The following is a 20,072-nucleotide window of genomic DNA, read 5'->3' on the forward strand; positions in this document are numbered from 1 at the left end:
ACATCAATCGGCCCCGATCTACGGGAGAGCAGATTGCCCTTATTACGTAGCTAATTTACTGAAGGTACTGATTCAACCAAATACAAGTACCTTCAATATCATACGCTTTTTCCCCATACCCTTTCGCAAGCAGGGACTCTGGTAAATACTCGTCATATTTATCCAAATACTTTTCTGGAACATCTGTGGCAAGGTCAAACGCTGATGGCAAGCCTGATAACAGCATGGCTTTAAGCGCGTGTTGAACGGTGGCTACACTTGAATTGTCGATCTCTATAACACCAGCAAATGAATTGGCTTTAAAGCCACAACGTATGAGCAAGGCTGTAATCGTATTCACAACTTTATCCCCCATCCAGGGGATTACGTAACAGTGTTGCCCACTCGTAATAAGATACTCATTTTGCAAGTTATAACGCTGGAAGTTACTACAGCCTTCTGCAAAGAGGCCTCTGGCGGTAGCGTCGGCATAATCTACTCTCTTGCTACCTATCGCTATGCGGTAATCATTTTCCCTGTAGATAGCGAGCATCTCCTGACGAACAGCATCATGAACAGACATTCCTCCCCCACTAAATTGTGGTGGCTGACCGCCTTTGGTTGCCTCTACATAGATAATTTTTTTCTCTGTCTCGATCTCTGTAACTTTCCAGCGCCGCCCACCGAAGATTATGTGTTGGTCTGGTAGCAGTGGAGAGTCCACAGGAACTGTTCCAAGGGTTCTGTTTCCGGTAACAATGCGGAACTCTTCTGGTGTATTGAACACGGTATAAAACGTGTAATGGTTAGTCAGTTTCTCCCCCTCTGCCCCAACAACCATTTCGCCACTAGCAAGTTGAGTGAGCAGGCCACAGGTTCCCATGTGTTTAAGCAGACTTTTAAAATCGTTTAAATCTACATTTTTGAACGGCCCTGTCTGGCATAGTTGTGACCAGAGCTGATCGGCACGAACTCCGCCCCATTGTGCCGTAATAGCAAGAATCTGGTGTAGCAGCGTAGAGTAATGCATCTGTTGGGCATCAGCTGGTTCAAACCATTGTTTAGAGATCATCAATCTGATCATTGCCATCGACTGGACCAATTGCAGCCGTAGGTGGTCAACGATACTGCTAGTCGCGGTAAGCTCATTTTCTGTAATTAGCATTCTCAGCACTGATGGGGAGTCGCGTCGCCCAGAACGCCCCATACGCTGACGCAAACTGGAAACAGAATGCGGAGGCGTAACTTGTATAACCGACTTAACCTTACCGATATCAATACCCAACTCAAGCGTCATTGTACAAATAGCTGTGGTGGGTAAATTTCCTTTCTGAAGACGAGTTTCAAGCGCCTCACGCAATTCCTTGGCAAGGGAACCATGGTGGGGAAAGAATTCATTGGGGACAATATGTTCTTCACACATGTCGCTCAGCGTTGCCGCAATACTTTCAGTACGCTTTCGACTGTTTGCAAAAACCAAATGAGAATCGCCACGGCAAAGTCTAAATATATCAGCGCAAACGTCATGTTCAGCTGAACTCTGAAGTTCATCCTCTTTTTGGATCACTCGCTCCAGGTACCCTTTGACCTGTACCTGAAGAGTGGCCGTGCTATTACTATCTGTAACAGTTACGCAGGGGAGTCGTTTGTCCGGGCGCAACATTTCGGGCACTTTCTCCAGTTCCCCCAGCGTGGCACTCAACGCAACGCGGGGAATTGGATTTACCTGGCGTCCTAGCACATGGTCAATTCTATTGAGCAGAGAAAGCAGCTGTACACCACGCTCTGAGCCAATGAAAGCATGAAACTCATCAATAACGATGTATGCGACTGACGAAAACGCCTGTTTGAGCCAGCCCATTGAATTTATGAGCAAAGACTCAAGTGACTCAGGTGTAATCAGTAAAATGCCAGCAGGGTTTGTCCGAGCCTTCTTCTTTTTGCTTTGTGGTACATCCCCGTGCCAGGGAGTCACTGGCATTTCCAATGCATCTCCAAGGCTCTCAAGACGACGGTACTGATCGTTAATCAATGCCTTCAACGGGCTGATATAGACGATGCCAAATCCATTAGTGAGATCTGCAACTGCCGAACAGGCAGGAAGAAAGAAAGCCTCTGTTTTACCCGCTGCTGTACCTGCACTAATTAGCACGTCTCGATCACGGGCTAAAATTGCCGGGATGGCACTCTCCTGCAAGGGCCTTAATGTAGACCAATCCTGCTTGTAAACCCACTTACGGACGCGGGGATCGAGACTATCATAGGCACTGCTCATAGCTTAAAGTTCGCCAAGCCGTCGTCGTCACTTTCCTCCACAATGACATCATCCATGTCGCTGGGTCTGTCCTCTTCAATCGCCACACCCTCGATTAGTGTTTGCCAGTTCATCGTTCTGTTTTGTTCCAGCACGGCCAGCATGTCCAGGAAACCTTTTATGGTATTACGGGGGGTACGGAAGTAAGCGTCTCCAATGGTTTTACTACAGTGATGCAGAAATCCAGTCAGTGCCTCATCTGGAACCAGATAATTCTCTGGATCTCCGCCTGCATAAACATGGCGAAGATTTCTCAGTAAAATATACAGTTCCTCAGGGGTGAGGCTGGCAAGATGCAAAGTGGGAGACGAGTAGTCAATCACTCCTGCTTTTTGCGCGAACCGATTTTCCGCCAGACGTGATTGGAGCGCCTCATAGCTGTAAAGACCTTTGCGCGGATCGAAAAGGAACTCTGGCGTCCCCCCGAGGATAAAACCAATATTCTCGGCTGAGCCTTGCAGGCAGTCATTCAGGATCCGCAAAATCTGTTCGTAGTTCGCTGTTCTTGCTTGCGTATTATTCAGTTTAAAGAGGTTCACCATTTCGTCGAGGCTGACCAAAAGACCGGCATAGCCTGCCTGGCGGACAAAAAGGCTCATCAGCTTCAAAGAGTCATAGAATGAAGCGTCTGAGATAATAGTCCGAACGTCGAGATCGTTACGGGCATCAGTTTTAGTAGTGTACTCTCCCCGCAACCAGCGAATAGCATTGGATTTTAGCGTTTCGTTATCCTGCTCATGCCCCCGCCAGAATGCATCAATGACCCTCGCAAAGTCATATCCGCCGACCATATCTGATAGTGCTGCCAGGCGTTTATGAATAACTGATGAAACCTCGGAGCCGTCCGTGTCAGCTTCCTTCCTTGCCTCCGTAACGAATCTTTCAACAACGCTAAGTAACGCATTACCATCCGGCTTGTTTCTGGTGGACATGTTTTTCATAAGCTCAGAATAGAGATTACGAGCCTGACCTCCCGATGAGTGAATGCGTCTGTCAGGAGAAAGGTCTGCACTGATTGACACCAGCTTCTTCTCTAGCGCAATAGAGCGCACAACACTCAGAAAGAACGTTTTACCAGAACCATATTCACCGATGATAAGTCTGAAGCTTGCACCACCGTCAGCAATCCTCTCAATATCTTGGTGGAGAGCGGTGATCTCATTCACGCGGCCAACCTGGATATGCTGAATGCCTATCCTTGGCGTTACACCTGACTTAAGTGACTGAATAATAGCGTCGCGTTCTTTCACTCTTATACGTGTTACAGACATTCACTATCCCTCTAATTCTTTGGCAATTTCCAGGTCAACCCAGATATCATCATCGGCATCGTCCAGTACCGGAGCATCAACCACCGCATAGGACCAGTCATTGATCACCTCAAGCGCACCGCCGAGCATCAAATTCAAATTTACACACAATTCTGTCGCCTCTTTCCGGGACCACTGTTCTTTCTCCAGCAAACTGCGATAAAGCTGGCTATGTGCGGGGTCAAGGCCTCCTTCCTCTGCTAATGAGGCTGGAGCGCTTTCTGGTTCTTCCGGTTCTTCTTCAGTGAAAATCGTGTTCAGTAATTTACGAACATCATTCGTGGCAGATTCGTGGCGGGCAAGTACATTAGCATCCAGTGCGAACCCTGCCGTTGGCTGATCAGTTGGTACAGACGAGACGAGATCATGTTCAGTTGCGGAATGCTGATGGATATTGCTCAAGACAGATGAGGGGTCCAGACCCAAACTTGAATAAATCTTCTCAAGCTGTTTGATTTCGGCAGGCGCTATTGTGCCATCCGAGCAGGCAACACTAACGATAACTTTACCCACCGCTGATTTTTCCGCAGCCCCCAGCAACTCAATCCTGCTTTTCATTCCCGTCATATTGGCTGGGGTATGAAGCTGCCACGTTAAATACGCATGTAGAGAACGCTTTTCATCATCGGTGAAGCCAGTATTGTTGTTGATGGCATTCTCAAGCACTCTCTGTTCGGCTTGATCAAGAGAATTGTCAATCAAGGCGACCATCGCACCTAATCTGAGCATCATTACAGCTGAGATAAATTCAGGAGAAGGTGAGAAGCGTCCACCTTCACCGGCAGGGAATAGAACAAGAGCACCATCGACGTCTGCCTTCACATGGTGGTAATACGGATCAGGTGCCAGACAGTAACCCATCTTCTGTGCAAAGGCCTGCATCAAGTCGGCCTCTTTTTTATTAATCTTCGCTGGACAGCTGGCATTCATATGGGCCCAAAAATCAGCAACTGAGACTAACCCCTCCTTATTGAGGATCGCCTCATCAGCCCAGCGTTTGAATGAGCTTAATATTTTTTCTGCGCTTTCATTAACGATCTCTGAAGGCAGCAACATAATTGCAGCAGTATCATTTACTGAGGTGCCTTTCCTGCCAAGATAGCGACTATATGCATCAAGTTCATCTGTACATATGTCGGCAAGGGCAATAATTTTCTGAACCGGGCCCTTCAATGCACTTGGGTCAGGCAAGTCAGGAACAGGAAGACGAATGCCTCGCAAACTGGGGCTTGCAGGTGTGTAATCTAACCGCAGACGTGTTTTATTCGCCTTAACGACCATCCCTTCACCATATTTGAGGGTGTAACGCCGTTTGAAAAGCGCAGCAAACTCTTTGGCACATCGGCGAGCGGGGGTACGCAGCGCATATTCGGTATGGTTTATTACCCAAGCCAACGCCAGTTCGGCTGATACAGGCATTCCCTCATGTACAGTTTTAGCCAAAGCCAGCTTAAATTGCATGCCATTACTGAAACCTGATGCACTATCGAGATCTGTGGCTAAATCCATGTCCGGTCGCAGAATAGACATGGCTTCGAGCAACTGTGTCGAATATCCACGGAAGGAACGGTTCTCGCTGAATACCGACCTTAACCGACCGACTTCATTGAACAGGTTAAGGAATTCAGCATCAGGGAAATTTTGGTCAGCGGAATCTACAAGCGCTTTTCTTTCCAGACCGTAGAGATATATAAAGACATAGCCTATAGGACACAATGAGTCGGACCTATCACTGGCAAGCCAACTGACATACGCACCGCGTGCTTCTGGGGAAAGAGAGGAAAAACTTGGCCAGTATCCTAATGAACTGTCTTCGTAAAGATAAGAAGTGGGTTGTATCTTACATGTGTCATCAATTAACGATGCCTCACTTCCATCGTCATAATAGCCGTTTAGCTCCTGTCCAGTGGGCTTCATACGTTGCCCCAGATAAATGTGACCACCGGTAATTGTTACACCAGCTACAGTTATCATCTCACCCGGAAGTACCCATCGAGCTAATGCACCTGCTGACTTTGAGGTATTCCGGTAATGATTGGTTGTCACCCGAAGTTCGACACCCTGACCGCTGCTCAGTGTAAAAGTTGCCAAGTTGTCATCTTCGCTATCATCTTTTTGCACAACCGTCCCTTTTTTCTTGGTGTCAGCGCTCCATTCTGCTGCTTTTGGTGGTGCTTTGACGCTTCTGGAAACAGGAGACCCTGCAGATTTATGCTTTTTCTTTTTGAAAAACAAAAAATAAACAACATAAATCGCTGCTAAAAATATCCATAACTCCATGAGCATTAACCTTAAAAATGACTTTTCACATACACCGACCGAATGGCGAGAGAAATCAGGACAAGGGGAATATTCTCAAAATAATACGTCTAAACTGCGAGGGTTAAAAGCAAATCGTAATAAAAATCAAATCACTGATTTAAATAATAAAATCATTGAATAGTGTGCCAACAATCTACGTGAATGTGGTAAGAGATCCGAAAACCGCAACCAATTAACTTAAAATTAATTGTCGGAAAATCATCTATTTCATGCAAAAGAAATATCAAAAAAAACCTGCACACTTTTTTGCGCAGGTTCCTTTTCCTCTATGCCTCTTTTCTGCGAGGTAACGAAGAGCTGTTTGTTAATGATTCTAGATAATCAGCATACCACTGCAACATCCCTCTCCTGTTCTCTAAATGCTGTGCATGGTTATAAGTCCCACGAATGGTATTTTTATCCACATGCGCAAGCTGAAGTTCAATCCACGCCGTGTTAAATCCTTCCTCATGAAGAATCGTACTCATCGTATGCCTGAACCCATGCCCAGTCGCTTTTCCATGATAACCAATTCGTTTTAGTACCTGGTTTATGCTGGCTTCGCTTATTGGTTTAACAATGTCGTTACGACCCGGGAAAACCAGATTATACCTGCCGGTTATAATCTGGAGTTCACGCAATGCCTCTATAACCTGATCAGATAAAGGCACCAAATGAGGACGCCGCATCTTCATCCTTTCGACCGGAACTTCCCAAACGCGCTTGTCAAAATCAAACTCTTTCCATTCTGCCAGACGAAGTTCAATGGTACGAGCTCCCGTTAGCATCAAAATGCGCGTCGCAAGCCGTGTTATTGGACTTCCCGAATAAGCCTCTAAGGCCTTCAAGAAATCTGGCAACTGATCCGCCAGAAGATGGGGATAGTGAGTTGATTTCGCCGTAGTCAGGGCGCTGGCAAGTTCGGCAAAGGGATTGTTTTTCGCTCTACCCGTAACGATGGCATAAGTGCAAACCTGTTTGCAGGCCTGACGAACCTTCCTCAATTTATCGAGTACGCCACGCTTTTCAAGTTTGCGTAATGTGGTTAGAGCTTCTAACGGTTCAATCTCTGCTATTGGTCGTTTGCCGATGTCAGGAAATATATCGTTCTCAAATGCCTCCATCAGATCTTCGGCATACCCCTTTGACCAATTGGGGCGCTTGTATTCATGCCATTCCAGTGCAACAGATTTGAACGTATTTTCTACAGCGACTTTACGCGCCTGCTTCTCTACCTTTTTCTTCTCACTGGGATCAATGGAATTGGCCACTTGCCGTTTTGCTTCAACTCTGCGCTGCCGGGCCTCGGACAACGAGATTTCCGGGTAAACACCGAGTGCCAACATCTTTTGTTTCCCATCGAAACGATATTGCAATCGCCAGTATTTAGACCCATTAGGATGGACCAGCAGATGCATCCCTTCCCCGTCAGTAAGCTTATAAGGCTTGTCCATTGGCTTCGCACTTCTTACCTTCACATCGGTTAATGCCATTTGAGGCCCCCATGCTGGCTGTTGGTACAAGATTTTATCGAACGGGGAGATACCATCACATATACCAACAAATACTACTTGATGTACGTTGATACGAGTAGAGTCCGGTAGAATAACGACGCGCTAAATTCAGCCAATCCCTTGAATTTTAGGCATAAAAAAAGACGTCGGTTGACGTCAGTTTACTTGAAAATGGTACGCCCTACAGGGTTCGAACCTGTGACCTACGGCTTAGAAGGCCGTTGCTCTATCCAGCTGAGCTAAGGGCGCACTGATATCCCTTACGGGAGAGTTGCGGATCGGGATTATACGGTCAACACCTGTCGAGTCAATGACTTTGCTCTCAGATGCTCGCGAAGTGAGCACCATTGCGCACTTTCACCGCCCTGCCTTTACGCACGAAACATAAACGGTAACTGACAGCGCCGCCCACTTCTGACAAAATATACACATCCCCACTTCTTTTTAGTTACAGATGGAATCTTCTCTCTGATGGCAGCAAAGATTATAGATGGTAAAACGATTGCGCAGCAGGTGCGCTCTGAGGTTGCTGAAAAGGTGAAAGCCCGCCTGGCAGCCGGAAAACGCGCCCCTGGTCTGGCCGTTATCCTCGTCGGTAGCAACCCTGCGTCGCAGATTTATGTCGGCAGCAAACGCAAAGCGTGTGAAGAGGTGGGTTTCATCTCCCGCTCCTACGATTTGCCGGAAACCACCACCGAAGCCGAACTATTAACACTTATCGACAAGCTCAATGCCGATAACGAAATCGACGGTATTCTGGTTCAGTTACCGCTGCCTGCCGGTATCGATTATGTCAAAGTGCTGGAACACATTTCGCCGGATAAAGACGTCGACGGTTTCCACCCGTATAACGTTGGCCGCCTGTGCCAGCGTGCGCCGCGTCTGCGCCCGTGCACCCCGCGCGGTATCGTGACGCTGCTTGAGCGTTACAACATTGATACCTACGGCCTGAACGCCGTGGTCATCGGCGCATCTAACATCGTCGGTCGCCCGATGAGCATGGAACTGCTGCTGGCCGGTTGCACCACCACCGTGACCCACCGCTTCACCAAAAACCTGCGCCACCATGTGGAAAACGCCGATCTTCTGGTCGTAGCGGTTGGCAAACCAGGCTTTATTCCGGGTGAGTGGATCAAAGAAGGCGCCATCGTGATTGATGTTGGCATCAACCGTCTGGAAAGCGGCAAAGTGGTTGGCGATGTGGTTTACGAAGACGCCGCCGCGCGTGCCTCGTATATCACGCCGGTGCCGGGCGGTGTAGGCCCGATGACCGTCGCAACCCTGATTCAGAACACACTACAGGCGTGCGAAGAGTACCACGACGTGGAGAAAGCATAAGATGGCAACATTCTCACTGGGCAAGCATCCGCACGTTGAACTGTGCGATCTGCTGAAACTGGAAGGCTGGAGCGAAAGCGGCGCGCAGGCGAAGATCGCTATCGATGACGGTCTGGTCAAGGTCGACGGCAAGGTCGAAACCCGTAAGCGTTGCAAGATCGTTGCCGGGCAAACCGTTGTATTTCAGGGACAAAGCGTCACTGTAGTCGCCTGATATCTTTTCTACAGGCCCGTTCATCGGGCCTGTTTCCCTCCCTATTTCCCTTAGTGTCCGCACGGTCAATAATTGATCGCCTTCAAATAATCACATTTTGCTATGACCGAAAGTGAAATTTCAGTTGCGGAGAAGAATCGCTTCTAACACGATAAGTAGAACGTTTTACTAGAACGTTCTACTCACAATAAATGTGCGTATTTCGCGCAACAAAAAAGCCTGGATTCGGGGGAATCACACGATGAATGTGTTATCAGGGTTTATTAAATCACTCTCAAAGTTGTCCATGATTGGGCGTGCGTTAATGCTGCCCATCTCATTACTGCCGGCCGCCGGTCTGCTGCTGGCGTTTGGCGATAAGTTTCATTTACCGCTGATGATGAATGCCGGTGGGGTTATTTTCGATAACCTGCCGCTGCTGTTCGCCATCGGCTCGGCGGTTGGTCTGGCCTCTGAATCCGGAATTGCCGCCCTTTCTGCGGCCGTGTCGGTGTTTGTCACCAACATTACCATCAGCACCGTGCTATCGATTACGCCGGAAATGGCTTCACAGGGCGGGAAATATGCGATGGTGGTCGGTATCCCGTCGCTGCAAATGGGAGTGTTTGGCGGCTTAATCTGCGGCATCCTCGCAGCCTGGTGCTATAACCGCTTCCACACCATGCAGTTACCTGAATTTTTGGGCTTCTTCTCCGGTAAGCGTTTTGTCGCCATCGCCACCGCGTTTATGTCGTTTATTCTCGGCCTGCTGCTGCCCTACGTCTGGCAACATATCCAGGCGGGCATTGACGCGCTCTCCGTTATCGTTAACGGCGATAATCAGGCAGCCTCAACCTTTATCTTTGGCCTGACGGAACGTGCGCTAATCCCGCTCGGTCTGCACCATATCTGGTATCCGTCGTTCTGGTACTCCTTCGGTGACTACACCACTCAGGCAGGCCAGGTTATCCACGGCGACCAGACAATCTGGTTCAAAATGCTGGAAGAAGGCACCAAGTCATTCAGTAGCGACACCTATCAGAACGCCGGCAAATTCATGCAGGGCGAGTTCCCGCTGATGCTGTTCGCACTGCCTGCCGCCTGTCTGGCGATGTACCACGAAGCGCATACCAAAAACAAAAAAATCGCTGCGGGTATTCTCTTCTCCGCCGCGCTGACCTGTTTCTTAACGGGCATCACTGAGCCGGTCGAATTTACCTTTATCTTCGTCGCGCCGATTCTGTATGTGTTCAATGCGATCATGGCGGGCCTGGCCTACATGTCCATGTACCTGATGCATGCGCATATCGCGAAGTCGTTCTCAGCCGGTCTTATCGACTACATTTCGTTTGGTATTCTGCCGTCGTTTAATGGCTATGAGACAAACTACCTGAATGCGGTGATCATTGGCGTGCCGATGGCGCTGATCTACTACTTTACTTTCCGCTTTGTTATCCGTCGCTTTGATGTCAAAACACCGGGCCGTACCGAAGTGTCTGCGGATGCGAAAGACAAAACGGACGAGGAGTTGGTTACCGAGATTGTTGACCTGCTGGGCGGGGCGAAAAACATTGATTCCGTTGGTTCTTGTATTACCCGCCTGCGTATTGAAGTGCTGGACGGCAGCCAGGTGAATAAAGAAGGACTTAACGGTGTGGGCGCACGCGGCGTGGTCTTTGTCGGGGATAAAGGCGTGCAGGTGATCTTCGGCGCCAGAGCCCAGTTTATTGCTCAGGCTATGGCGACATCGCTTGGCAAATAACCTTGTGCTGGTAAGGTGAAATAAGTCTCCTGTATTTATGCAGGAGGCTTTACTATTTCTGACTGATTATTCTGTACTTTCAGGGAGCACGATTGAAAAAGGTCAGCATCATTGATGTCGCTAAACTGGCGGGCGTTTCGGTTTCAACCGTCTCTCTGGTGTTGCGCCAAAAGGGAAAAATCTCCGATGCCACCATCGAGAGAGTTCAGTCGGCTATCAATGAGCTGGGATATGTGCACAACGTCGCGGCCGCTAATCTGCGCGCCAATACCTCGAACCTGATTGGCCTGATCTTGCGTGATTTCAGCGACAGCTTTTCCATCAAGGTGATGGCGAGCATTGTCCAGGAGCTGGAACGTAAGGGCTATATGGTCTTCCTGGGGCAGCCGCTGGATGATCATGAGCACCTGGAACGCTGCCTGCTCTCTTTTAAGCAACAGGGCGTGGCGGGCGTGATATATCTCTCCTCGGATCCCCTTAATCCGCATTTACCGGAAAAAATCAGCCAGTGTCCGCTGCCGATGGTGGTAGTGTCCCAGTCCATGCCTGCCGAGAGCTGTAATCTGGTGATGCGCGATAGCCGCCAGGCCGCAAGCCTTGCCACGCGCTATCTTATTGAACGCGGGCATCGCAGCATCGCCTATATCGGCGGTCTGGAAAAAGACCTGGTACGCCACCAGCGTTTGTTGGGCGTACATAGTGCCCTCAAGCAATACGGTATGGTGCTGCGCGATGAGTATGCTCCCGCCTGCAGTGAATCGACTGAATCAGCCAGCCTGGCAACGCGTCATTTGCTGGAAAAAAACAACACCATCACCGCCCTGCTATGCCATTCGCCGAACGCGGTGATTGGCTCTATCAGCGGTATTCATCAGGTGGGGCGCACCATCGGTAAAGATGTCTTCCTGACGCAACAGGTGGCGCTGATAGGCTTCGAGGATATGCTCCACGTGAACCTCACCTCCCCCTCTTTTACCTATGTTTCGTCGGCCAGTGAAGAGGCGGGGCGTCAGGCTGCGGGGCTGATTATACGTAAGCTGAAAGAGCCAGATTTGCTGACGCAGACGATTACCCTTTCCGGGCAACTGGTAGTGCGGGAATCCGCATAATAAAGCGAGTATTGACCCGCATTTTTAATGGATGCATATACTGAGTCATTCGCGTTGCATTACGGCGGCAGCATTCGCCACATCCCTCATTTTTTCAGGTGTCATGGCGCACTCTGCCGGATAAGTCACCTTGCGCATCAGAGCGGGTATTTCGGTTTTTTTGTATAACATCACCCTGTTTATACGGCAGACCAACTATCAGAAAACGCTGATGTTAATTTCCTGCCGCATGGCAAAAATATTTTTTTCTTTATACCCTGACTTCTTAGAAAACACACATCCGGCGATGTAAGCCGTCTCGTTTATACTCTTTTCTTTTGTTCAAGGACTGACAATGCCAACCGTTATTACTCACGCCGCCGTGCCACTTTGCCTTGGATTAGGACTGGGCAATAAGGTGATTCCCAGGGGATTATTGCTGGCAGGCGTTGCCCTTGCGATGTTGCCGGATGCCGATGTGCTGGCATTCAAATTTGGCGTGGCGTACGGCAATGTGTTTGGTCATCGCGGCTTCACCCATTCGCTGTTATTCGCCTTTGTAGTGCCGATTCTGGTGACATGGCTGGGGCGACGCTGGTTTAAAGCGAGCCTGATGCGCTGCTGGGCTTTTTTGACCGTCTCATTGCTGTCGCACAGTTTGCTGGATTCGATTACCACCGGCGGCAAAGGGGTCGGCTGGCTTTGGCCGTGGTCAGATGAACGCTTTTTTGCGCCCTGGCAGGTGATTAAGGTCGCGCCTTTCGCCCTGTCGCGGTATATGACGCCTTACGGGCATCAGGTGATCATTTCGGAATTGCTGTGGGTGTGGGTGCCCGGGCTCATTCTGATGGGCGTGCTGTGGCACTGGCGGTCCCGATAACTCAGGCGGCGTAACCGCCTTATCCGCTGTGGGGAAAGGGGAACATCGCGTTCCCCTCAGGAGCAGTAATTACTTACGGCGCCAGGTCGTACCCTGTGGGCCATCTTCCAGCACAATACCCATCTCATTAAGACGGTCACGCGCCGCATCTGCTGCTGCCCAGTCTTTCGCTTTACGCGCATCCAGACGCTGTTGAATCAACGCTTCAATCTCAGCCACTTCGCTATCGTCTGCCTGCGCACCGCTTTGCAGGAACGCATCGGGATCCTGTTCCAGCAGCCCCAGTACAGAAGAGAGCTTACGCAGATGCGAGGCCAGCGCATTCGCCGCCGCCATATCTTCTGATTTCAGGCGATTCACTTCACGCGCCATATCAAACAGCACCGAATAGGCTTCCGGCGTGTTGAAGTCATCGTTCATGACCTCAACAAAGCGCGCTTCAAACGCCTCGCCACCGGCCGCCGCAACAGACCTGTCGGTACCGCGCAGCGCGGTATACAGACGTTCCAGCGCTGAACGCGCCTGCTTGAGATTCTCTTCGCTGTAGTTTAACTGGCTGCGATAGTGGCCGGACATCAGGAAGTAGCGAATAGTCTCGGCGTCGTAATATTTGAGCACATCACGGACGGTAAAGAAGTTACCCAGCGATTTGGACATCTTCTCGCGATCGACCATCACCATGCCGGAGTGCATCCAGTAGTTCACATACTCGCCGTCATGGGCGCAGGTTGACTGGGCAATTTCGTTTTCATGGTGCGGGAACATCAGATCAGAACCGCCGCCATGAATATCGAAATGGTTGCCCAGTTGTTTGCAGTTCATCGCGGAACATTCAATGTGCCAGCCCGGACGCCCTTCGCCCCACGGCGAGGTCCAGCTCGGCTCGCCCGGCTTGGACATCTTCCACAGCACGAAGTCCATCGGGTTACGCTTCACGTCAACGACGTCTACGCGCGCCCCCGCCTGCAACTGGTCGAGATCCTGGCGCGACAACTGACCGTAGTTCGGGTCCGTCGGCACAGAGAACATCACGTCGCCATTGTCAGCAACATAGGCGTGACCACGCGCGATCAACTGTTCAGTGATTTCGATGATCTCATGGATATGGTGCGTCGCACGCGGTTCCATGTCCGGGCGCAGAATATTGAGGGCATCAAAATCTTTGTGCATTTCCGCGATCATTCGGTCAACCAGCGCCACAAAGCTTTCGCCGTTTTCATTGGCGCGTTTGATAATTTTGTCGTCAATATCGGTAATATTGCGCACGTATTTCAGCTTATAGCCGATAAAACGCAGGTAGCGAGCGACCACATCAAACGCCACGAAAGTACGGCCATGACCAATATGACAGAGATCGTAAACAGTGATACCACACACGTACATGCCGACTTCCCCGGCATGGATAGGTTTGAATTCCTCTTTTTGGCGCGTCAGTGTATTGAAGATTTTTAACATCGAAGATTCCATGTAGACGTGTGTGGAACGGAAAAACGCATATATTACCTGTAATTCAATCCCGAAGCAGCACACTTTGCAAGGTGATCCAACCTCCCGGTTATGCTATAACAAGCGACTATCACTGACCCACAGTCGGGTCTGCGCACTACTCTACCGGAACAGGATGCAAAAATGGTTACTTTCCACACTAATCACGGCGACATCGTAATCAAAACTTTTGATGATAAAGCGCCTGAAACAGTTAAAAACTTCCTGGACTACTGCCGTGAAGGTTTTTACAACAACACCATTTTCCACCGTGTCATTAATGGCTTTATGATCCAGGGCGGCGGCTTCGAGCCGGGCATGCATCAGAAAGCAACCAAAGACCAGATCAAAAACGAAGCTAACAACGGCCTGAAAAACACCCGTGGCACGCTGGCAATGGCGCGTACTCAGGCTCCGCACTCCGCAACTGCACAGTTCTTTATCAACGTCGTGGATAACGACTTCCTGAACTTCTCTGGCGAAAGCCTGCAGGGTTGGGGCTACTGTGTGTTTGCCGAAGTGGTTGAAGGCATGGACGTGGTAGACAAAATCAAAGCCGTTCCTACCGGCCGCAGCGGTATGCATCAGGACGTGCCGAAAGAAGATGTCGTGATTGAAAGCGTGACCGTCAGCGAGTAATCGTGGCGACACTTTTTATCGCAGACCTTCATCTGCAAACAGAAGAACCGGCGATCACCGCCGGTTTTCTGCGTTTTTTGACAGGCACAGCCCGACAGGCTGACGCGCTCTATATTTTGGGCGACCTGTTCGAAGCCTGGATTGGCGACGACGACCCCACTCCCCTGCACCGTGACATCGCCGCCGCCATTAAGGCGCTGGTCGACAGTGGCGTGCCCTGTTACTTCATCCATGGCAATCGCGACTTCCTGCTCGGCCAACGCTATGCGCGCGAAAGCGGCATGCAGCTTCTGCCGGAAGAGAAAGTGCTCGATCTGTATGGTCGCAAGGTGCTGATTATGCACGGCGACACGCTCTGTACGGACGACGCAGGCTACCAGGCGTTTCGCGCCAAAGTCCACAAGCCCTGGCTACAGAGGCTGTTTCTTGCCCTGCCGCTGTTTGTTCGCCAACGTATCGCAGCCAGAATGCGCGCGGGAAGCAAAGCCGCCAACAGTAGCAAATCGCTGGCCATTATGGACGTTAATCCGCAGGCAGTGGTTGCCGCGATGGAAAGACACCAGGTTCAGTGCCTGATTCACGGTCATACTCATCGCCCGGACGTGCACGAGCTTATCGCAAACGGTAAACCCGCCATGCGCGTTGTCCTCGGCGCCTGGCACACCCAGGGCTCTATGGTGAAAGTGACCGCAGACGACGTCGAGCTGATCCCTTTTCCGTTCTAAGAATTTGAACCGCTGATGCGCATGCTCCGCAACAGCGGATTGCAGCATTCATCGCCACGCAACCGTTTTCCTTGCCCGTTTTCCGTGCTATTCTTTGTGCCCTCAAAAGCTGTCCGTAGTCACACCCACAGGAGTTTTCTTAACGCATGTCTTCTGTTAACCAACCGGCGCGTATCGCCATTGTCATGGGATCGAAAAGCGATTGGGCGACCATGCAGTTCGCCACCGAAATTCTCGATATCCTGAATGTCCCGCACCACGTTGAAGTCGTCTCCGCTCACCGCACCCCCGATAAACTGTTCAGCTTTGCCGAAAGCGCCGAAGAGAACGGTTTTCAGGTGATCATTGCGGGTGCAGGCGGCGCGGCGCACTTGCCGGGGATGATTGCAGCGAAAACATTAGTGCCGGTGCTGGGTGTGCCAGTACAGAGCGCCGCGCTGAGCGGTGTGGATAGCCTCTACTCTATCGTCCAGATGCCGCGCGGTATTCCGGTCGGTACGCTGGCCATTGGCAAAGCCGGGGCCGCGAATGCCGCCCTGTTGGCCGCGCAAATTCTGGCCCAGCACGACGCCGAACTGCATCAGCGCCTGGCCGACTTCCGCCGCGCCCAGACCGATGAAGTGCTGGAAAACCCGGATCCACGGGGTGTTGCATGAAACAGGTTTGCATTTTAGGTAACGGTCAGCTTGGTCGGATGCTGCGCCAGGCAGGCGAACCGCTGAGCATCGCCGTGTGGCCCGTGGGGCTCGATGCAGACCCGGAAGCGGTGCCGTTCGCCCAGAGCGTGATTACCGCAGAGATCGAACGCTGGCCGGAAACCGCGCTGACCCGCGAGCTGGCGCGTCATCCGGCGTTTGTGAATCGCGATGTGTTCCCGATTATTGCCGACCGCCTGACGCAAAAGCAGTTGTTCGACAAACTTAAGCTTGCCACCGCACCGTGGCAGTTGCTGGCAGACAAAAGCGAATGGCCTGCGGTCTTCAATACGCTGGGCGAGCTGGCGATTGTCAAACGCCGCGTGGGCGGGTACGACGGCCGCGGTCAGTGGCGTCTGCGTGCAGACGAAACGGAACAATTGCCGGAGGATTGCTACGGCGAATGCATCGTTGAGCAGGGTATCAATTTTTCCGGTGAGGTATCGCTGGTGGGCGCACGCGGCCATGACGGCAGCACGGTGTTCTATCCGCTGACTCACAATCTGCATCAGGACGGTATTCTGCGCACCAGCGTGGTCTTTCCGCAGGCCGACATGCGCCAGCAACAGCAAGCGGAAAGTATGCTCTCTGCCATTATGCACGAGCTGAATTATGTGGGCGTGATGGCAATGGAGTGCTTTGTGACCCCGGCGGGCTTGCTGATCAATGAACTGGCGCCACGTGTGCACAACAGCGGCCACTGGACGCAAAACGGCGCGTCTATCAGTCAGTTTGAGCTGCATCTGCGCGCGGTGGTGGATTTACCGCTGCCGCCACCGGTGGTTAACAGCCCGTCGGTGATGGTGAACCTGATCGGCAGCGATTTGAATTATGACTGGTTAAAACTGCCGCTGGTGCATCTGCACTGGTACGACAAAGAGGTGCGTCCGGGCCGTAAGGTGGGGCACCTTAACCTGAATGACAGCGACACCGCCCGACTGAGCGCGACGCTGGAAGCGCTGGTGCCTCTGCTGCCGCCGGAGTATGCCAGCGGCATCGCCTGGGCACAGGCAAAACTTGCCTGACGGGCTCCCCGGCGGCGCTGCGCTTGCCGGGGCCAGGGTTCAGCTTGTTGCCCGGATCAGGCGGTCACGCCGCCATCCGGGAACATCTCAATGCCTGTCGCGCTTGTCCGCCCTTTGTGCCAGCCAGTCGCCCAGCATTTGCACGACCTGCACCAGCACAATCAGCGCGACCACGGTGACAATCATCACCTTGGTTTCGTAGCGGTAGTAACCGTAACGGATAGCCAGGTCACCGACACCACCACCGCCCACGATCCCCGCCATCGCCGAGTAACCGATCAGGCTCACCAGCGTGATGGTTAACCCACGCAGCAGGCCCGCGCTGGCTTCCGGCAACAGCACCGTGCAGATGATGCGCATCGGGCTGGCGCCAAAGGCTTCCGCCGCTTCAATAATGCCTTTGTCCACTTCACGCAACGCGCCGTCCACCAGACGGGCATAGAAGGCAATCGCCGCCACGGACAGCGGCACCGATGCGGCAATCGGCCCGATGGTGTTGCCAAGCAAAAACTGAGTTAACGGCAGCAGCAGAACCAGCAGGATGACAAAAGGCACGGAGCGGATGATGTTCACCAGCACGGAACTGATGAGATAGACCGCGCGGTTTTGCCAGAAGAGGTTTCGGTCGGTCACGAAGATCAGAAACCCCAGCGGCAGGCCACCGATGATCGCCAGCACCGTTGAGATGCTCAGCATCTGGAAGGTTTCACCAAACGCGAGGCTCAAATCGGCCAGTAAATTATCCACGGATCACCTCCACCTGAGCGGTACGGTTACGAATGTAGTCTACCGCCTGTTCGACAACAGCCGGGTCTTCTGCGGTAAGTTGCACCACCAAAATGCCGAGCGCGCGCTCACCGATATACTCGATTTTCCCGTGCAGAATATTAACCGCCACACCAAAGTTGATGGCCGCATCGGAGAGAACCGGCTGCTCAGCAGAATCGCCAATAAACAGGATTTTCAACAATTGCCCCGGCAGGTGCTCCCGCAGACGGTCCGGCAATGTCAGATTTAACGTGCGTGAAACCAGTTGTTGAGTAAAGGCATGCTGCGGATGGGCGAAAATATCAAACACATCGCCGGTTTCTACCACCTTACCGCCGGACATGACCGCCACGCGATCGCAGATGGATTTGATCACGTTCATCTCATGGGTGATCAGCACGATCGTGATACCGAGCTGTGCGTTGATCTGCTTGAGCAGTTCGAGAATGGTGGCCGAGGTTTCCAGATCCAGCGCCGAAGTCGGTTCATCGCACAGCAATACGTCCGGGTGGTTAGCGATAGCGCGGGCGATACCGACACGCTGCTTCTGCCCGCCGCTCAGTTGTACCGGGTAGCGGTTTGCTTTGTCGCCCAGCCCCACCAGTTCAAGGATTTCCGTGACGCGCGGGGCGATTTTGCTGCGATCCCACCCCGCCGCTTTCAGGCTGAACGCCACGTTTTGCGCGACGGTGCGGGTATGCATCAAGTTGAAGTGCTGGAAGATCATGCCGATACGCTGACGGGCTTTACGCAGCGTCAGGCCTTCCATTTTTGAAATCGCCACGCCGTTCACTTTGACGCAGCCTTCACTTGGGCGTTGCAGGGCATTCAACGTACGCAGCAGAGTGCTTTTCCCCGCGCCGCTGGTGCCAACAATGCCAAAAATCTCACCGGGCGCAATACGCAAGCTGACGTTGTCCACGGCACGCATGGGTTTCGCTCCCCGTACGGCGGGAAAATCCACGCACACCTTATCTATCTCAATCATGTGTCCCTCAAATAGCAAAAGGCAGGCCGCAGCCTGCCTGTTAACCCAGCGCTGCCTTTACTTTTTATCAGCGGCAGTCATCCACTCCGGTTTCTGGAAGGCACCGTAAACATTTTTCGGATCGTCAATCACCGCACGGTAAGCCGGAGATTTCACGACCTCAACAATGTCTTTGGCGAAGGGTTTATCCGCATCTTCACTGCGTACCGCAATGATGTTTTTGAGGTTCTCATCCAGATGTTCTTGCTTGATCGCAGTAGAAAGATCCAGCCCAGCGGCAATAGCGAAGTTACCGTTGACCAGGGCTGCGGTGGCGCTATCCAGCGTACGCGGCAACTGTGCGGCTTCCAGAGGTTTAAACACCAGCCCTTTCGGGTTGCTGGCGATATCGCGTTCAGAGGCTTTGGTCGGATCGATATTGTCTTTAATAGTGATCAGATCCAGCGATTTCAGGAAACGCAGGCCACGGGCCAGGTTAGTCGGATCGTTGGACAGCGTAACGATGTCGCCTTTTTTCAGCTCATCGAGGCTTTTAATTTTGTGGGAATAGAAGCCCATGCCCGCCGTCGGTACGGTGATCAATTTGGTCAGCTTCAGCCCTTTATCCGCAGTGAATTTATCGAAATAGAGCGAGTGCTGGAACAGGTTGGCATCAATACTGCCATTCGACAGCGCCATATTCGGCTGCACGTAGTCGCTGAATTCGCGCACCACGACTTTATAGCCTTTTTCTTTCAGTGACGGCTCAATGGCCTGTTTGACCATGTCGCCGTATGGCCCCGGCGCAACGCCGAAGACTATGGTGTGCGGATCGCTATTGGCCTGCGCGGAAGATAAACCGCATGCCAGAAGTAGCGCCCCAACGGTGGCACGTAAACCGAGACGACGTCCCATACATTCTCCCTAACGAAGTGTGTCTGCTGTGTGGCGCACCGTCGACGCGGCGCGCTCCATATTCATTACAGGGATAAGATGGCATAAACATAACGCAGCGGTAATTGAAATAAATTCATGTTGTTGTGAAGTATGTCACTGAATGATGGGAGATTTTGCAAAGCTAAGGCGATG

At 51.7% G+C, this 20,072-nt stretch carries 17 protein-coding genes and 1 tRNA gene; 9 read left to right on the forward strand and 9 right to left on the reverse strand.

Features of this window, described 5'->3' with window-relative positions; genetic code table 11:
• Window positions 1-55: 55 nt before the first annotated feature.
• The 5 genes from C5523_RS20875 to C5523_RS20895 all read right to left on the reverse strand — a co-directional run bounded on the left by C5523_RS20875 (window position 56) and on the right by C5523_RS20895 (window position 7,667).
• A complete protein-coding gene (locus C5523_RS20875; RefSeq protein WP_108701901.1) occupies window positions 56-2,254 on the reverse strand; it encodes a DEAD/DEAH box helicase in 2,199 nt (732 codons plus the stop codon).
• A complete protein-coding gene (locus C5523_RS20880; protein ID WP_108701902.1) occupies window positions 2,251-3,564 on the reverse strand; it encodes an ATP-binding protein in 1,314 nt (437 codons plus the stop codon). The genes C5523_RS20875 and C5523_RS20880 overlap by 4 nt, the downstream gene beginning before the upstream one ends.
• Before the next feature lie 3 nt (window positions 3,565-3,567).
• Window positions 3,568-5,883: a TerB N-terminal domain-containing protein gene (locus C5523_RS20885; RefSeq protein WP_108701903.1), complete on the reverse strand. Its 2,316-nt coding sequence runs from the start codon at window positions 5,881-5,883 to the stop codon at window positions 3,568-3,570.
• Window positions 5,884-6,191: 308 nt separating this feature from the next.
• Window positions 6,192-7,397, reverse strand: coding sequence for a tyrosine-type recombinase/integrase (locus tag C5523_RS20890; RefSeq protein ID WP_108701904.1), 1,206 nt, complete (start codon window positions 7,395-7,397; stop codon window positions 6,192-6,194).
• 193 nt (window positions 7,398-7,590) lie between these two features.
• A tRNA-Arg gene (locus tag C5523_RS20895) sits at window positions 7,591-7,667 on the reverse strand.
• Window positions 7,668-7,889: 222 nt separating this feature from the next.
• Here C5523_RS20895 and folD point away from each other — a divergent pair.
• From folD to C5523_RS20920, 5 genes are all read left to right on the forward strand, one after another.
• Complete coding sequence (gene folD, locus C5523_RS20900) at window positions 7,890-8,756, forward strand: bifunctional methylenetetrahydrofolate dehydrogenase/methenyltetrahydrofolate cyclohydrolase FolD (protein WP_041852424.1); 867 nt, start codon at window positions 7,890-7,892, stop codon at window positions 8,754-8,756.
• 1 nt (window position 8,757) lies between these two features.
• Complete coding sequence (gene ybcJ, locus C5523_RS20905) at window positions 8,758-8,970, forward strand: ribosome-associated protein YbcJ (RefSeq protein WP_041852425.1); 213 nt, start codon at window positions 8,758-8,760, stop codon at window positions 8,968-8,970.
• 241 nt (window positions 8,971-9,211) lie between these two features.
• Window positions 9,212-10,711, forward strand: a complete 1,500-nt coding sequence (locus tag C5523_RS20910) for a PTS transporter subunit EIIC (RefSeq protein WP_041852426.1) — start codon at window positions 9,212-9,214, stop codon at window positions 10,709-10,711.
• 92 nt (window positions 10,712-10,803) lie between these two features.
• Window positions 10,804-11,820 (forward strand): Mal regulon transcriptional regulator MalI, encoded by a 1,017-nt coding sequence (gene malI / locus C5523_RS20915; RefSeq protein WP_071195796.1) that lies wholly within the window; start codon window positions 10,804-10,806, stop codon window positions 11,818-11,820.
• Between the two features lie 334 nt (window positions 11,821-12,154).
• Window positions 12,155-12,679: a metal-dependent hydrolase gene (locus C5523_RS20920; protein WP_071195797.1), complete on the forward strand. Its 525-nt coding sequence runs from the start codon at window positions 12,155-12,157 to the stop codon at window positions 12,677-12,679.
• A gap of 69 nt (window positions 12,680-12,748) precedes the next feature.
• Here C5523_RS20920 and cysS read toward each other — a convergent pair whose 3' ends face one another.
• Window positions 12,749-14,134 (reverse strand): cysteine--tRNA ligase, encoded by a 1,386-nt coding sequence (cysS, locus tag C5523_RS20925; protein ID WP_041852429.1) that lies wholly within the window; start codon window positions 14,132-14,134, stop codon window positions 12,749-12,751.
• Between the two features lie 174 nt (window positions 14,135-14,308).
• On the opposite strand from cysS, the gene ppiB reads away from it, so the two are divergent.
• The 4 genes from ppiB to purK all read left to right on the forward strand — a co-directional run bounded on the left by ppiB (window position 14,309) and on the right by purK (window position 17,248).
• Complete coding sequence (gene ppiB / locus C5523_RS20930; protein ID WP_041852430.1) at window positions 14,309-14,803, forward strand: peptidylprolyl isomerase B; 495 nt, start codon at window positions 14,309-14,311, stop codon at window positions 14,801-14,803.
• 2 nt (window positions 14,804-14,805) lie between these two features.
• On the forward strand, window positions 14,806-15,528 hold the full coding sequence (lpxH, locus tag C5523_RS20935) for a UDP-2,3-diacylglucosamine diphosphatase (protein WP_079498654.1): 723 nt from the start codon (window positions 14,806-14,808) through the stop codon (window positions 15,526-15,528).
• 146 nt (window positions 15,529-15,674) lie between these two features.
• Entirely contained in the window at window positions 15,675-16,184 is a 510-nt protein-coding gene (purE, locus tag C5523_RS20945) for a 5-(carboxyamino)imidazole ribonucleotide mutase (protein WP_041852432.1), read from the forward strand.
• On the forward strand, window positions 16,181-17,248 hold the full coding sequence (gene purK, locus C5523_RS20950; RefSeq protein ID WP_071195799.1) for a 5-(carboxyamino)imidazole ribonucleotide synthase: 1,068 nt from the start codon (window positions 16,181-16,183) through the stop codon (window positions 17,246-17,248). Before purE ends, purK begins: the two co-directional genes overlap by 4 nt.
• Window positions 17,249-17,335: 87 nt before the next feature.
• On the opposite strand, the gene C5523_RS20955 is transcribed toward purK, so the two are convergent.
• Genes C5523_RS20955 through C5523_RS20965 form a run of 3 tightly spaced genes read right to left on the reverse strand, consistent with a single transcriptional unit; the run spans window position 17,336 to window position 19,898 of the window.
• Window positions 17,336-17,995 (reverse strand): methionine ABC transporter permease, encoded by a 660-nt coding sequence (locus C5523_RS20955; RefSeq protein ID WP_108701905.1) that lies wholly within the window; start codon window positions 17,993-17,995, stop codon window positions 17,336-17,338.
• Window positions 17,988-19,004, reverse strand: a complete 1,017-nt coding sequence (sfbB, locus tag C5523_RS20960; RefSeq protein ID WP_071195800.1) for a virulence-associated ABC transporter ATP-binding protein SfbB — start codon at window positions 19,002-19,004, stop codon at window positions 17,988-17,990. Before sfbB ends, C5523_RS20955 begins: the two co-directional genes overlap by 8 nt.
• Window positions 19,005-19,061: 57 nt before the next feature.
• Window positions 19,062-19,898: a MetQ/NlpA family ABC transporter substrate-binding protein gene (locus C5523_RS20965; protein WP_071195801.1), complete on the reverse strand. Its 837-nt coding sequence runs from the start codon at window positions 19,896-19,898 to the stop codon at window positions 19,062-19,064.
• Window positions 19,899-20,072 lie beyond the last annotated feature (174 nt).

It is taken from the genome of Phytobacter sp. SCO41 (assembly GCF_003073275.1).
Lineage (GTDB): Bacteria > Pseudomonadota > Gammaproteobacteria > Enterobacterales > Enterobacteriaceae > Phytobacter > Phytobacter diazotrophicus.

Excerpts from the sequence above, each read along its gene's own strand:
- C5523_RS20890 (WP_108701904.1), bottom strand. The coding sequence starts at position 7,397 with ATGGCATTAACCGATGTGAAGGTAAGAAGTGCGAAGCCAATGGACAAG.
- C5523_RS20880 (WP_108701902.1), bottom strand. The coding sequence starts at position 3,564 with ATGTCTGTAACACGTATAAGAGTGAAAGAACGCGACGCTATTATTCAG.
- C5523_RS20885 (WP_108701903.1), bottom strand. The coding sequence starts at position 5,883 with ATGGAGTTATGGATATTTTTAGCAGCGATTTATGTTGTTTATTTTTTG.
- sfbB (WP_071195800.1), bottom strand. The coding sequence starts at position 19,004 with ATGATTGAGATAGATAAGGTGTGCGTGGATTTTCCCGCCGTACGGGGA.
- purE (WP_041852432.1), top strand. The coding sequence starts at position 15,675 with ATGTCTTCTGTTAACCAACCGGCGCGTATCGCCATTGTCATGGGATCG.
- cysS (WP_041852429.1), bottom strand. The coding sequence starts at position 14,134 with ATGTTAAAAATCTTCAATACACTGACGCGCCAAAAAGAGGAATTCAAA.
- purK (WP_071195799.1), top strand. The coding sequence starts at position 16,181 with ATGAAACAGGTTTGCATTTTAGGTAACGGTCAGCTTGGTCGGATGCTG.
- C5523_RS20910 (WP_041852426.1), top strand. The coding sequence starts at position 9,212 with ATGAATGTGTTATCAGGGTTTATTAAATCACTCTCAAAGTTGTCCATG.
- folD (WP_041852424.1), top strand. The coding sequence starts at position 7,890 with ATGGCAGCAAAGATTATAGATGGTAAAACGATTGCGCAGCAGGTGCGC.
- C5523_RS20965 (WP_071195801.1), bottom strand. The coding sequence starts at position 19,898 with ATGGGACGTCGTCTCGGTTTACGTGCCACCGTTGGGGCGCTACTTCTG.
- ybcJ (WP_041852425.1), top strand. The coding sequence starts at position 8,758 with ATGGCAACATTCTCACTGGGCAAGCATCCGCACGTTGAACTGTGCGAT.
- C5523_RS20920 (WP_071195797.1), top strand. The coding sequence starts at position 12,155 with ATGCCAACCGTTATTACTCACGCCGCCGTGCCACTTTGCCTTGGATTA.
- C5523_RS20875 (WP_108701901.1), bottom strand. The coding sequence starts at position 2,254 with ATGAGCAGTGCCTATGATAGTCTCGATCCCCGCGTCCGTAAGTGGGTT.
- ppiB (WP_041852430.1), top strand. The coding sequence starts at position 14,309 with ATGGTTACTTTCCACACTAATCACGGCGACATCGTAATCAAAACTTTT.